The 13,211-nt window shown below is 37.4% G+C and carries 10 protein-coding genes and 1 pseudogene; 4 read left to right on the top strand and 7 right to left on the bottom strand.

The window, feature by feature from the left end; translation table 11 throughout:
- Both A9239_RS17870 and A9239_RS00940 read right to left on the bottom strand, forming a co-directional pair.
- Positions 1 to 278: pseudogene (locus A9239_RS17870) on the bottom strand (IS4 family transposase); the annotation flags it as partial.
- Between the two features lie 402 nt (positions 279 to 680).
- Positions 681 to 1,049, bottom strand: a complete 369-nt coding sequence (locus A9239_RS00940) for a DsrE family protein (protein ID WP_048119002.1) — start codon at positions 1,047 to 1,049, stop codon at positions 681 to 683.
- Positions 1,050 to 1,945: 896 nt separating this feature from the next.
- On the opposite strand from A9239_RS00940, the gene A9239_RS00935 reads away from it, so the two are divergent.
- The gene (locus A9239_RS00935; protein WP_048119005.1) at positions 1,946 to 2,125 is read left to right on the top strand and encodes an MM0924 family protein; all 180 of its coding nucleotides are present in this window, start codon (positions 1,946 to 1,948) and stop codon (positions 2,123 to 2,125) included.
- A 377-nt stretch (positions 2,126 to 2,502) separates the two neighbouring features.
- Here the strand turns inward: A9239_RS00935 and A9239_RS00930 are convergent, their stop codons facing one another.
- The 5 genes from A9239_RS00930 to A9239_RS00910 form a co-directional block, all read right to left on the bottom strand.
- Positions 2,503 to 3,864 carry an energy-coupling factor ABC transporter ATP-binding protein gene (locus A9239_RS00930; RefSeq protein ID WP_048119008.1) on the bottom strand — a complete coding sequence of 454 codons (1,362 nt, stop codon included), beginning with the start codon at positions 3,862 to 3,864 and terminating at the stop codon, positions 2,503 to 2,505.
- Positions 3,865 to 3,875: 11 nt separating this feature from the next.
- Complete coding sequence (cbiQ, locus tag A9239_RS00925; protein ID WP_048119010.1) at positions 3,876 to 4,658, bottom strand: cobalt ECF transporter T component CbiQ; 783 nt, start codon at positions 4,656 to 4,658, stop codon at positions 3,876 to 3,878.
- Positions 4,659 to 4,779: 121 nt separating this feature from the next.
- A complete protein-coding gene (locus A9239_RS00920) occupies positions 4,780 to 5,922 on the bottom strand; it encodes a cation diffusion facilitator family transporter (protein WP_048123055.1) in 1,143 nt (380 codons plus the stop codon).
- Positions 5,923 to 7,161: 1,239 nt separating this feature from the next.
- The gene (locus A9239_RS00915; protein WP_048119013.1) at positions 7,162 to 7,497 is read right to left on the bottom strand and encodes an energy-coupling factor ABC transporter substrate-binding protein; all 336 of its coding nucleotides are present in this window, start codon (positions 7,495 to 7,497) and stop codon (positions 7,162 to 7,164) included.
- A complete protein-coding gene (locus tag A9239_RS00910; protein ID WP_048119015.1) occupies positions 7,494 to 8,201 on the bottom strand; it encodes an energy-coupling factor ABC transporter permease in 708 nt (235 codons plus the stop codon). Before A9239_RS00910 ends, A9239_RS00915 begins: the two co-directional genes overlap by 4 nt.
- A 1,115-nt stretch (positions 8,202 to 9,316) precedes the next feature.
- Here A9239_RS00910 and A9239_RS00905 point away from each other — a divergent pair.
- From A9239_RS00905 to A9239_RS00895, 3 genes are all read left to right on the top strand, one after another.
- The gene (locus A9239_RS00905) at positions 9,317 to 9,928 is read left to right on the top strand and encodes a hypothetical protein (protein ID WP_048119018.1); all 612 of its coding nucleotides are present in this window, start codon (positions 9,317 to 9,319) and stop codon (positions 9,926 to 9,928) included.
- 320 nt (positions 9,929 to 10,248) lie between these two features.
- Complete coding sequence (locus tag A9239_RS00900) at positions 10,249 to 12,165, top strand: nitrous oxide reductase family maturation protein NosD (protein WP_048154993.1); 1,917 nt, start codon at positions 10,249 to 10,251, stop codon at positions 12,163 to 12,165.
- A 54-nt stretch (positions 12,166 to 12,219) separates the two neighbouring features.
- Entirely contained in the window at positions 12,220 to 12,768 is a 549-nt protein-coding gene (locus tag A9239_RS00895; protein ID WP_048119022.1) for a B12-binding domain-containing protein, read from the top strand.
- Positions 12,769 to 13,211: the final 443 nt, after the last annotated feature.

Raw genomic sequence — 13,211 nt, 5'->3', positions numbered from 1 at the left:
CCAAGATCAACAAGCAGAATTCTGGAGTAAAACGATAGTACCAGCTGCTATCACTTATGGTTTTTTGTGACTCAGTTTCATATTCTCGTTTTAAACTGGCAAGTGTACGCTGCAAGCGGACACCAAAACTGAGAGTTAAAATCCAAAAGATAATGACAGGGTCAATTTTACGTTCACGTACTATAAGACCAGTTTCTTTGGCAGTTTGCCTTAACCACTCTTTGGGAAAACATTTTTCGAAGAGAGTCTTCAAGAGTAGGTGGGGGACGAGGAGACATAGATACAGAGATATTTAGATTACTAATAGAAAAAAACACATACAAGAGAGGGGATTTAATGCTTAACCGATGACGTATGAAGCTGTCCCAGATTTGTGGCACCTTCACAGGGAAATATTAATACAGTGCCGTCACTTGATGATGATTTTGATTCAGACATGGCGTTCAAAACCCTCTTTCATTTTTATAAAAAAAAGCATTATGTCTCATATCTCGCACACTATATATCCCTCAAGAAAGGGGTAATAATTTATACCCGAAATCCTAACAAACTGACAAAAAATAGATATGGTAGGAAAAAATTGACAATACCTTCATAATTAAAACCACTAGTCAAGAATTTATTGTCTGGTTCATGAAGTGACTTAAAGGCATTCCGCAGCTTTTTTGAGAATCTAAGGCTTATAAGGTAATAATTAGCTGGTTTTCGTCTGTGTATATTAAAAAGAGTTCAGCCACCTCTTTTGAACAGATAAATTCGATTCCAGGGATTAATTCTTCTTTCTTAAGCCCAATCATATCAGAGGCAAGCTGGCAGCATTTAAACTCTACTCCCATGTCGATGCATTCCTGAACAGTAGAATCATATTTTGGTGATCCTCGGTTTTTATCTTTTTTTGCAAGCAACACTCCCATAGGTCCCCACAGAATAACCAGCACGTCGAGCCCCTTATTCCTATAGTATTTCGCAAACTTGAGAGTTTCCTTAGGGCTGGTGCTTTCGTACACCATATTTTTAAGCAGTAGTAATACCTTTTCGACTTTTGCCATAGAACTCCAGGTCTAAATTGATACCAGATAGCTAAATTGAACGAAAACAAAAATTTTTCTTTTACATTATTGGATTAAACCTATGCTTTCAGGAAGGAAATTCGAACTTCCTTGAAATGACGGCTAACCATCTTCCGGATAAAAATGGAGGAATATGAGGAGATTTTGAACCTCATGTAGAGGCTCTAGCTTTGGTTATGTTCTGTTTCAATGTTTTTTTGATGTTTGATAAAAAGTTCTGGAACTTTTCTCAGTGGTCATAGGTAGTTAAACTGGCCAATACATTTACTTTCAATCCCTTATTATCTAAGTCTCTTTATATAAATTTAACAAAACTGATAACAAGTTTGAGCTTTAAAGGTAATAGACACTTGATCAAAATCATTAAACAAAAGCTAAATCATTAAACAAGAGCTAAATCATCAAACAAGAACTAAATCATTAAACAAGAGCTAAATCACTAAACAAGAGATAAATCACTAAACAAGAGCTCATCATACACAGTATACGTCAATGCAAGTAGACACAAAAGCAATAGGTAGATCTCGGTAATCGGTCCCAGCTAATTGAAAAATATCATTTTAGATTGGTTTTCTACAATGAGGATAATAATATCCAGATAAACCTATCTTTTGCACACTTTTAAAGCAAGTAAATCTGATGAAAAATGTCATATAATTATCCTGGTAAAGTGGGAATCTTATAATGAATATTTATTAGAGAAAAAAACTAACTTAATTTCAAGGATCAACGGCTTTGCATCTTTAAAAATCAAATTTAATTTTTAAATACATTTATTACATATAAATGCGCAACTAGTAAATAGATAATGCATATTAGCCAATGTATTATCAAACAATTATAGCAGATACTAACAAGAAAATGGAGGAAACAAAATGTATCAATGCTTTATAGTAGAACATTACCTTAACAAGGCTGTAGACGTTTACTGCGGTGGGCCAGATGTTTTCAAGGGAACCATAGAAGCCTGTGCCGATAATGTCCTCACTCTCAAAAACGACGGAAAGTATACCCATGTAGCTATAGATAAAATAATCGCCATGTGGCCTCAGTAAATATATACAGAATTTTAAGACTTTTTATTTTTCTGTACTTCTTTTTTATTGGTCATCCAGTATTATATGGTTGATATTATATGGCTGATATTATATGGCTGATATTATATGGTTGATATTATATGGTTGATATTATATGGTTGATATTATATGGTTGATACTGCCATGATTAAATATTCGTATAACAAATAATTGAGTTTTTGTGCAAGGAGCGAAAGTCAGCTCCAGTTGTATTGTGGTTTGGAACAAAAAGGATCTGGAAACTACTTTATGAGCATTTGAGAATAATATCAACCAGACAATAGAGAACGACCAGTAAATTAATAGGAACGTTTATTCTACTTTGTTTGGATCCCAACTACAAGTTCTATTTTTAATCACACCTTAAGCGTTTCAGGGCTGTCCCCAGTTTCTCCGATCCACTGATGATCTTCTTTCCTGTTAACCACTCCAATAGTAAACTCTATCCCGCTTGTCTCCACATACTCCTTTATTCTCTTAAGGGCGTGGTCAACCATCCCGCCAGCCGTAAGGATAAGGCAACGTTTTCCGCAAAGTGCCGCCAGGATAGTTTTGTCTATAACACCAGAGGAAATATCCAACCTGATTCCGTCCTGCTCAGCAAGGATTTTACTTTTTTTACCCATTGCCCCGACAAAGATGATTTCTCCTTCCTTAAGGATTTGTTTTACTTCTGGAAGGGAATAGTTATCAGTATCATAAATCAGGACTCCACCAGCTTTGATCCCTTTACGCTTTAACTCAACAATAGCCCTTCCATCTGGATGGATATGCAACACAGTAGCATTAACAGCCTCGTAAGGAGACTGAGTTGCATACTGTCCGTACATGATCCCTAAGTTCAGGCTATCTCCTTCTTTGACTCCCGGAGGGACATCAACCCATATCAGGTCAATAGGTTTTAGGGTATTGACAAGTTCAGGGATGGTTTTTGGGGAATTTCCTCCCGATGCAAGCCCTCTTCTTTCGATTTCATGATAGATCTCAAGGGTAGTGGGCTGCCTGAGCCCAGTTTTTTTAAGGAGGTCAGAGTCTTTGAAAACTTCTGCCGGAGTACCCTGTCCTATAATTTTGCTGTTTGACAGCAGGAACACGTAATCAGACCAGCGGTATGCTAAATCCACATCATGAGTAGAGATAATAATAGTGCTCCCAAACTGGTTAAATTCGTTAAGCAAATCCATGATTTCATCCGCTCCTACAGGGTCAAGATTCGAGAGCGGTTCGTCAAGGATAATCACTTCAGGCTCCATTGCCATAATCCCGGCAATTGCAACTCGTTTTTTCTGTCCTCCACTTAGGTGATGGGGTGGCTTATCTTTTAGACGAGAGAGTCCCACCTGTTCAAGGGCTTGCTGTACACAGGTATCAACCCTTTCTTTTGAATAACCCAGATTTGCCGGCCCGAAAGCTACATCCTGGTACACTGTAGGGGCAAAGATCTGGTCATCGGAATTCTGAAAAACAATTCCTATGGATTTTCGGATTTCCCTGAGGGATTTTGAATCGTATTTAAAAGGAGTTCCATGGAAAAGGACCTCACCTTCAGCTGGTTTTAAGGTCCCGTTAAGTAAAAGAAAAAGCGTGGACTTTCCGGAGCCGTTTTGACCTACAAAGGCTACCTTTTTTCCTTTTTTGATTTCGATATTCAGGTCCTGAATAGCTACAGTTCCGTCAGGGTATCTATATTTAAGGCCCCTGGTCTCAAGAATGATCATGATCTGTTACCTCAAACAATGGATATGTTTTTTGTAAAATAAAACAGTGCAAGAGTTAAAATAAAGTAGGCAGAAGTTAAAAGTAATTCTGTCGCCTTTACAGGCCTCTTAACCTCAAAAAGAGTCATTTTTCCGTCATAGCACCTGGAATTCATTGCCAGAAAGAGTTTGTCTCCCTGCTCCCAGGAACGGATGAAAAGGGTGCTTGCAAGCATTCCAATAGAATTTATAGAACGCCTGAAGTTTGAGTACCCGAGTCTTACAGTCTGGGCATACCTTATGCAAAGAGCCATGTCCAGGAAAACAAAAATGTACCTGTAGATAAGCATTGAAAGTTCGATAAGAGATTCCGGAAGCCTGGCAGCTTTGAGTACGGCAAAAAGTTCGATCATGGGGGTTGTCAGTGCGAGGAAATAAAGACAGCACATCCCACTTATTGATCTTGCAAGTACCAGCATGGCAAGCTCAAATCCATCTGTTCTTACAGAGAGAGGATAGCCGAGGAATTTGAATGACAACAATTCAGGTCCCGATCCGGAAAAGAAGGCAATAATAAGAATACCTGCAATAGCAAAGCCCAAAGGAGCCAGCAAGAGCTTAAAATATGTTTTAAGAGGGGCCTTGCCAAGAGCCACTGTTGCAAAGCTCATGCATAATGCCATAAAAATAGGAGGAATTGGGGACGTGGCTGAAACTCCTGCAATTAAGCCGAATAATACTATCGCCAATTTCAACCAGTTGTTTCGATGCCTGAGGGGGCTCATTAGGGCATAATCGTCAAGGATATTGGTCATCAGGGAATCCTCAAGTAAAATAAAATCAAGTTGAGTTGAGTTTTGTTCTATATGATGGTTATTATATAATGGTTATGGTGGGCAAGAAACCTTATTACCTAAACCTGAATCTTTTGTGATCTTATTGGGAATAAGCAACTAAAATATTCTTTTGTTTCCCACGTATCTTTTCCAAATTTTTATGTCCGCAATGACAGCTTTCCCCTGAGGCTGTAAGTGGATCTACATGGATGGTTGTTCCAGATAGATAGAAAAAGTTCTCCAGAAGCTTTTCTCTTATCGCGTTAGCAATTTCATGTCCCTCTTCAACCGAAAGGGAAGGCTCAACGGAAGCATTAATCTCCGCATGGAGCTGATGTCCGATCCAGCGGACTCTAAGATCCGTAACTTCACAAACACCTTCAACGCTCTCAGCAATAATTTTTACGTTATCAATGACTTCAGGTTCAACGCCGTCAAGAAGGCGAGTAAACACGAGTTTACTTGTGTCAAAGACTATTTTCAGGATTGTTACTGTGATTAGCATACCAATGAGAGGATCAATCATCGGGTATCCTAGCCAAATTCCTGCAGCTCCGATAAGGACTGCAAGGCTGGTAAAGCCATCTACCCGAGCATGGTAGCCGTCAGCAATAAGAGCTGCACTCCCTATTTCTTTTCCGACTTTCATCCGAAACTGGGCTACTAACTCGTTTCCAACGCAGCCTATAATCCCTGCAACAACCACAGCCTGCAAATGCTCTATCGGTTGCGGGCTAAAGAAACGAGTTACAGATTCATATCCTGCTACAATTGCACTGAAAAGGATAAGGAAAACGATGATCACGCCTGCAAGATCTTCTACTCTACCATATCCGTAGGAGAAGCGTTTGCTTGGTTTTCTTCTGGCCAGGGAAAAAGCTATTGCAAGAGGAATTGCAGTAGATGCATCCCCGAAGTTGTGGATGGTGTCGGCAAGAAGGGCAACACTACCTGACATATAAACGATGAAAATCTGCAGAAGAGCTGTAACCATCAGCCCGATAAACGACCATTTGACAGCCCAGAGCCCTTTGCTAGTAGCAAGTATGGAAGGATCAACAGTTCCATGAGTATGGCTGTGCTTGTGAGAGTGTGTATGGGAATGATTGTGGGAGTGGTCATGAGAATGAACGTGAAAACTGGAGAGAAAATTGAAAAATCCTTTTTTACGGGTATTCTCATGGAGCTGTTTGGAACCGCTTCCCTTTCCATTGGGATAAGAATTAGAATTTTTTTCAGACATAACTGACCTCTTGATTAGTTTAATTATTGAACCTATCTTGAAACCCATTTTGTTCATGATCATTAAGGATTTCCAGAATTGTTCTTTCACGATAAGAAGCTAGATTGGTTACTGAAAGAACAAGATTCAAAGAGCAAATTTTGATCAACGATATAAGTTCAATGATCAACGGTATAAACTCAACAAGGACACTTGGAAGCAGTTTTATAAATAGGTATTTATCTTTAGAAAATAATTTTTTATGCAGGGTTTCATACGTTTTTCTGGAGAAATATTATATAAAGAAGCTTTCCATCATGAGCAGTTTATAGCTAATCTTCCTGAAAGAAGCAAAAAAATTAGATATTTATTACTGGAAATTAGATATGGGATATTTCTGTGTATTAACAATAGATCGTGATACTGATTTTTCGTATGGACTGACGAACTCATATAATGCTTCAATCTTTTAGTGCAGCGAAAAATTCGAATTTTTAATAAATATTAAAATTTTATTATCATAAATTTTCACAATATAATACAAATTTATGAGGAATTTATAAAATAATATATTTGATGAAAACAAGTAATAATGAATTACTAAGAAGTATAATTATATTTGAAAAACATGTACATGCGAAGTAGTAAATAAATGAAAAAACAGAGAAAACAATTAAATTTGTGTTTTCCTGTGAAATATACATAAATGTTTCATTCCTATTCCCCTAAACAAAAACTTTTATATATAATCAATTTTTGCAGAAATAAGGACTGGGGAAAAAGAGTTTCAGAAATCTGTTTGAAAAACTATATGCAAATATTCCATAGGAAAGCTCAAAATTACAAAGACAGCTGTATCATTTGGAAACAAAAAACTTATTGAGCTGTGGAGTTGCAGATAATCACAATCCACTTGAGACAATTAATTATATACGGGGTTTTGCCAAAGTTGATAAAATACTTTAAAAAATTGGACTAGAGCAAAAATGTTTGGTTTGTGCCCGGAAATTATTGATCAATTCCGAAAAAACGAGTATGAAAATCTTCGAATTACAGGCACAAAAATATGAAAGTACTTGAAACGACTTTCATGCCAAAAGAGTAAATCTCCCGAATTTGAGAAAAATAGGAATTCTTTTGCTTGTGGCTTTCAAGAACTCAAATCATTAACTAAAAATTAAAAACTAGAAGAGAAAAACTTTCCTTCCTAAAAGGAGGGAAAGGAAACATGGCAAAGAAAAAAATGTACAGAGGATGTTTTTATAGCGATTGTTTTTCAGTTTTACTTTCGGTTTTGAACCCGAGTTTTTTTTCATAGTTGCTTTTGGCCCTGTAATATCCAAGGAAATATCCAATGATCGATGCACCGATAGCTGCCTGTAAAGCAAATAAAAGACTTTCAATTTCACCACTTGGAGGTTCCCATATAGGTTCTGCAATAGGTTTGTAAGTCCCACCGGTAATTTCCTCAATAACACCTTCAGGTTTGTCGTCAGCTCCACCATATTCGGCATCTGTGGTCGAAGAGACATAAATAAACTGAGCTACGAAAATCAGGAGGATGGCAAGTACTATAAGTTCTAATTTTCTACTCATGCAGAGAGCCCCCTAAGTTTTCTTACAAGTGGTTCTCCAATAACTTTCATTTCAACTAATAAATCACTTTTAGCTTGTATGATATACTTGAAAAGCAGTGCACTGACAGCGCCTTCTACAATCGCCAACGGTATCTGAGTAATTGCAAAAATTGCCACAAATTTGCTGAATGAACTGAAGAACCCTCCAAAGGTAAGTATATTCCCTGCAGGAAACGCCAGAGCAAGTTCTGTAGAAGTCACAATGTAAGTAGCCCAGTCTCCAAGGGTTGCAGCCAAAAAGACAACTAGATAGAAATTGAGTTTGCCCTTCATCCCAGCCTTATAGATCAGGTATGACACTATCGGACCCACGATGCCCATGGAGAAGACATTTGCTCCAAGGGTGGTCAGGCCACCATGTGCCAGGAAAAGAGCCTGATAGATAAGTACAATTGTCGAGAGAACTGCAGTAATAGCAGGCCCAAATATGATTGCACCTATACCAGTTCCTGTTGGGTGAGAACAGCTTCCGGTAACTGAAGGCATTTTGAGTGATGAAAGGACGAAAATAAATGCACCTGCAACAGCAAGTACAGGTAAAATTCCGCGTTCTTCTTTCACTAGCTTATTCAGTTTGTAAACACCATATGCTACAACTGGTATTGATACTACAAACCATACTATACACCAAATAGCTGGTAAATACCCTTCCATTATGTGCATCGAATCACCATGATAATAAGGGAATAAAGTAAAGTTTATATAAAGTAAATATTATTGAGAGTAAAACAAGTTAAATTGCGTTAATTTGTACATAAAGGTTGCGGTGAATAAAAACAAGGGCGTAGGAGCTCAAAAAATTAATTTAAAGGTAAGAATGTTTTCAAAATACCATAAATATAAAATAAAACAAGCTAACTTGAATATAGATAATAGATAGATTCGAAAAGTATTTCTGCTTCTTTAGATTTATGCAATCTAGCTCTACCGAGTACAGGAAATGCACATGAAGTACAAAATCAAGTACGTCAAATAGTATAAATTTATATTTGAAACGGTAAAAAGTTTGAGACTATTGATTTTTCAATTCAAATGCTATTATTTCAACTGCTATTTTTATTGTTTGAACACATTTTATTTAATCTAAATTGCTTTAGTGGAACTTACAGAGATTCCAAAATAAGAACCTTTTAATTTGGATTCGAAAACAAGTTCCAAGGCAAATACGTGCTTTATTTGTCCATATTTTCGGTTTGAAGTACGATTTTTATAACTCAAATTTATTACCGATTTTTTCTTTAATTTTAAACATAATTATAACTATTTTTGGTTAAATGTGTTAGATCTATACTTATTTTACCTAAATAGGTAATAATTGTGAGCCAAAAACCGTTTTTTATATATTTTTCTACCAATGCTCCGAATATTGAAGTTTATGATACAGAATCGGCTGCTCATTAGTTTTAGGAAGTTCTGAGTTTGAATGACAAGTTTGAACCTAAACCTTTCAATTTTCATTATTAAAACTTAACGGCTGTTATCCTGTAAGTTCAGAAGGTATCTAACATTTTACGGAAAAGAAATTGATGGGTCATGCCATCTGGTTATTTTACTTTCCGGGTTCTCAATGATCTATGATACATTATCTGGGAATAGGATACGTACGACACAATCTGGGAATAGGATGCGTACGACACAAAAAATGTTATTGGAATTATTTACAGTGTTACTTTTAATACTAACACAGGAACGTATCGACTGATGAAAACAAGAGAAATAACTATAATTTTTCATATGTGAATCTCAAAGATTTGTGGCACATATTAGATGAGGATAACATGCATAAAAAGACTTACTTCTTGTTCTTAATCGCATTGCTTTTCCTGGTATTTTCACCAGGTGTACTGGCAGAAGAAAATAAGATAAACGTAACTTATATTGCATTTTCTCCAAGTGATGCCCTAGAGTTAGCCAGCCAGAAAAATTTGTACAATGAATTCATAGAATACACATATATCCCTGCATATAATTTCACCACATATTGTGCAAGTGACGAGCTGCTTGCAGCAGGAAAGAGTGGATTCCTAGAGACACAGGATGTAATCTTCTGCCAAATGCTTGACAAATCTGTATATGCTTCAATGGATGAAAATTTCAAAGCAGCTTCTGATAATGGAACCTCACTTATGGCAATTCAATCTTCAGACACACCTTCTTATTTTGCTTATGATTCTAACGGTTCTGTTGATGACCCTATCTGCAACTACTACAACAACATTAGCACTGAAGGAGGCGGACTTGAGAATGCGGAAGATCTATTGATATACCTTGTAACAGAAGGGCGTGTCCGTGGGTTATTTACTTCTTTTAATAAGAGCGTTGTAAAAGTTGAAGACTATCAAATTTATGATGAAAAGTTACTTACTTTATTTCAGCCAGATAACCCGTAACTTGCTGCGGGATGCGTCAGCGCAACTTTGTCAATAGAGGGAACTTACAGGAAAGGATAACGTTTGTTACCCAAATAATCAGATCTAAATAATAGTGTTTAAATTCCTTTTTAAATCCGCTAGTGGTCCCATTAAATATCATTTTTTAGGATTAGCTGGGTGCAGATTGTGATGAATTGCTCGGTAAATAGACTTTTACTTCTTGATCTTCAGAGTTTGTTCAAACCATATAAAGTGCCGGGTAGAAAGCCTCTCCTGGATCTTTTTAGAAATCAAGAGCGGAAACTAACCTGAATCCATCTATAGGTAGATGATATCTATTGAAAGGGAAAACAATACTCGTATTAACTGCCGTTTTTGTACTGTTAATCCTTATATCAAGCTCTGCGTCCGCAGCTACTCTCTGCGTGAAGGAAGGAGGAGGTGCGGGAAAATACGGAAGCCTTCAGGAAGCCATAAATGCCGCTGTTGAAGGGGATGTTATCCTCGTTAGGGAAGGGAGTTATAGTGAAAATGTACTTGTAAATAAATCTCTTGATATAATTGCCAGGAATCCATGCCCTGATAAAACCGTCATCACTGCTCTGGACCCCGAGCTCCCTGTACTCCATGTGACTTCTAATTCCGTAAATATCAGTGGATTTACTTTGAAAGGAGCAGATTCAGCATATGGGATTTATCTTGACAGGGTTTCGGAAAGCAACATCAGCAACAACTATTTTTCAGGAAACTGGAGAAGTATCATGTTAAAAAGTTCGCATAAGAACTCTCTGGAAAATAACTGCTTATCTAGCAGTGACAATGGAATCTGGCTTGAAAGTTCGAGACAAAACTTACTAAAAAACAACAAAGCGGATTCTAACCGTCATTACGGTTTCTATTTGAATGCATCCGAAAACAATACTTTTCAAAATAATTGTGCATTTAAGGACGCAATTGGCATTTACATGGAAAACTCTTCAGGCTGCCGTGTTATTGGCTCGGAAACCTCAAACAACTTTTACGGGATCTACCTTACCGGTTCTGGAGAAAGCCTGCTCGGAAACAACACCGCAAACTCAAATGAGATGTATGGCATATACTTGGGAAATTCGAATGGAAGCACTCTGGAAGGAAATATTGCAAACTCAAATATATGGGGGATTTATCTCGACTCAAGCTCCAACGTACTTAAAAACAACACAATGTCTTGCAACAACAGGAATTTCGGAGCCTATACATATCACTACACTGGTGAGATGAATAACACAATAGATACCAGCAACACCGTAGATGGAAAATCGATATACTATCTCTTAGGAGTTTCGAATAAGACTCTTGACTCTGATTCAAATGTAGGAGTTGTCTACTGCATTAACTGTAAAAATATAACTCTCAAAGACCTGGTTCTTAAAAACAACAGTTTTGGAGTTTACCTGTACAATACTCAAAACTCACTGCTTGAAGGAAACAATATTTCAAACAATGAACACGGAGTTTACCTTGGAAACTGTTCGGTAGTAACTCTCAGGGGTAATGATGCTAATTTGAATGAAGGTGATGCCTTCATCTTAAGCAACTGCAGGAACTGCCTTGTAAAGGAGAACAATGCTTCGAACAATATGGCAGGCATCTGGCTCTGTGATATCAGCAGAGACAATATCCTCAAAGAAAACACAGTTACTTCGAGTAGCTGGTGCTGCATAGACCTTGGGGATACAAGCTGCAACAATACTCTTGAAGGAAATACTCTTTCCGGGGCCTATGAAGGAATCTATCTGTACGGGGTCAGTGAGAAAAATACTTTGAACAACAACAATATTACGGCCAGCTCCTATGGATTATTTACGGAAGGCTGCGGCAATAACACTATTTCAAGGAATAAAATTTCAGATAATGATGTGGGAATATCTCTAAACTTGAATTGGACTGATGGTACAACCTCGAGCTACAACATTATCTACAACAACTATTTGAATAACAGTAAAAATGCCGAAGACTACGGGACAAATACCTGGAACATTTCAAAAACTGAAGGTGAAAATATCGTCGGAGGACCTTACCTGGGCGGGAATTTCTGGGCTTCTCCTGAAGGAAATGGTTTTTCAGAAACAGCTTTGGATGAAGATGGAGCTCTGATTGCAGACCTTCCTTACAATGTAACGGAAACGAACTATGACTATCTCCCCCTTGTATTCGAGAAGCCTGTAGAAAAAACCGAAAATAAGGATGGAAAAAAGTGCGAGAAAAGCAGGTAAATCTGGATAAAGAAAGAGGAGAAAAAAGCCTGTATAAAGAGAGGAGATAAAAATATGTACGGGAAAAATTTCAATTTATTGGTCCTGTTAATCCTGGTAATAGTTGTTGCTCAATTTGTCTTTCCGGTTTCGGCCGAAGCTTCTTGCAAACAAGGGAATGAGAGTTCTGGAACTGTCATAATCGGCACTGTTGAAGGGGATTCACACACTTTTGGGAAGGATAGTGTTGCGACTGCGCTTGAAGATGAAGGTTTTGAAGTAATTGATCTTGGAAACGGCGTATCGGCTGAAAGTTTTGCTGCAAATGCGAAAGAAAAGAAAGCCGATTTTGTGTTCAGTTTCGCCTCTATGAGTACTACAATGATCCACCAGATCCAGATTGAGGAGCAGCTCAAAGCTGCAGGGATCCGAGATAAGGTCATAACTGGTGTGGGTGGGTCGCTGGTGACTCAGGCCTGGTCTGACCAGATCGGAGCTGATATTTATACTGCAGGATCGGAAGACGCGGTGTCAAAAGCAAAATCGGCTCTACTGAAAAGTAACAAAAATGTTCCAAAAACCTGTTCAGCCAATAAAAGTGCCACTAAAAACCTTAACGTATAAATTTGTGACTACTAAATATTTGAAGAAGATTGGATTTTGAGAGGAGGAGTTTTCCTTTCCTCCAATCTTTAGTTGTGTCCATGAGGTGTTGCAAATCGTAATCTTAAGACTCTTTTTTACAGGTTTCCTATTTTGTCCGTAAATTCTAATTATATCAGTAAATTCAAATTTTATCAGTAAATTCCAACTTTTACCAGTAAAAGCAACTGTTAATGGCACAATTTCTGAAGTAAAAGATACTGAAAAAGCAGCTACTGGCTTTGCTTGGGACAGACTACTGACGTTAATATACCCAGTGTCTTAAAAAGTAGAAGGAACACTTAATTTAAATTATTTTATGAAACTCCACAATGTAAGAATTCTACAAAGCCAAAAGTTGTGTAGTAAGTTATAAAAAATTTCAAACCAAGGTTGGCTTTCAACTCTGGTCAACGAGGCTAAAG

It is taken from the genome of Methanosarcina sp. A14 (assembly GCF_001729375.1).
Classification (GTDB): Archaea; Halobacteriota; Methanosarcinia; order Methanosarcinales; family Methanosarcinaceae; genus Methanosarcina; species Methanosarcina barkeri.
This window is presented reverse-complemented; position numbering and strand designations above follow the sequence as displayed.

Coding starts and splice junctions, on each gene's coding strand:
- A9239_RS00940 (WP_048119002.1), bottom strand. CDS start 1,049: ATGGCAAAAGTCGAAAAGGTATTACTACTGCTTAAAAATATGGTGTAC.
- A9239_RS00935 (WP_048119005.1), top strand. CDS start 1,946: ATGTATCAATGCTTTATAGTAGAACATTACCTTAACAAGGCTGTAGAC.
- A9239_RS00930 (WP_048119008.1), bottom strand. CDS start 3,864: ATGATCATTCTTGAGACCAGGGGCCTTAAATATAGATACCCTGACGGA.
- cbiQ (WP_048119010.1), bottom strand. CDS start 4,658: ATGACCAATATCCTTGACGATTATGCCCTAATGAGCCCCCTCAGGCAT.
- A9239_RS00920 (WP_048123055.1), bottom strand. CDS start 5,922: ATGTCTGAAAAAAATTCTAATTCTTATCCCAATGGAAAGGGAAGCGGT.
- A9239_RS00915 (WP_048119013.1), bottom strand. CDS start 7,497: ATGAGTAGAAAATTAGAACTTATAGTACTTGCCATCCTCCTGATTTTC.
- A9239_RS00910 (WP_048119015.1), bottom strand. CDS start 8,201: ATGCACATAATGGAAGGGTATTTACCAGCTATTTGGTGTATAGTATGG.
- A9239_RS00905 (WP_048119018.1), top strand. CDS start 9,317: ATGCATAAAAAGACTTACTTCTTGTTCTTAATCGCATTGCTTTTCCTG.
- A9239_RS00895 (WP_048119022.1), top strand. CDS start 12,220: ATGTACGGGAAAAATTTCAATTTATTGGTCCTGTTAATCCTGGTAATA.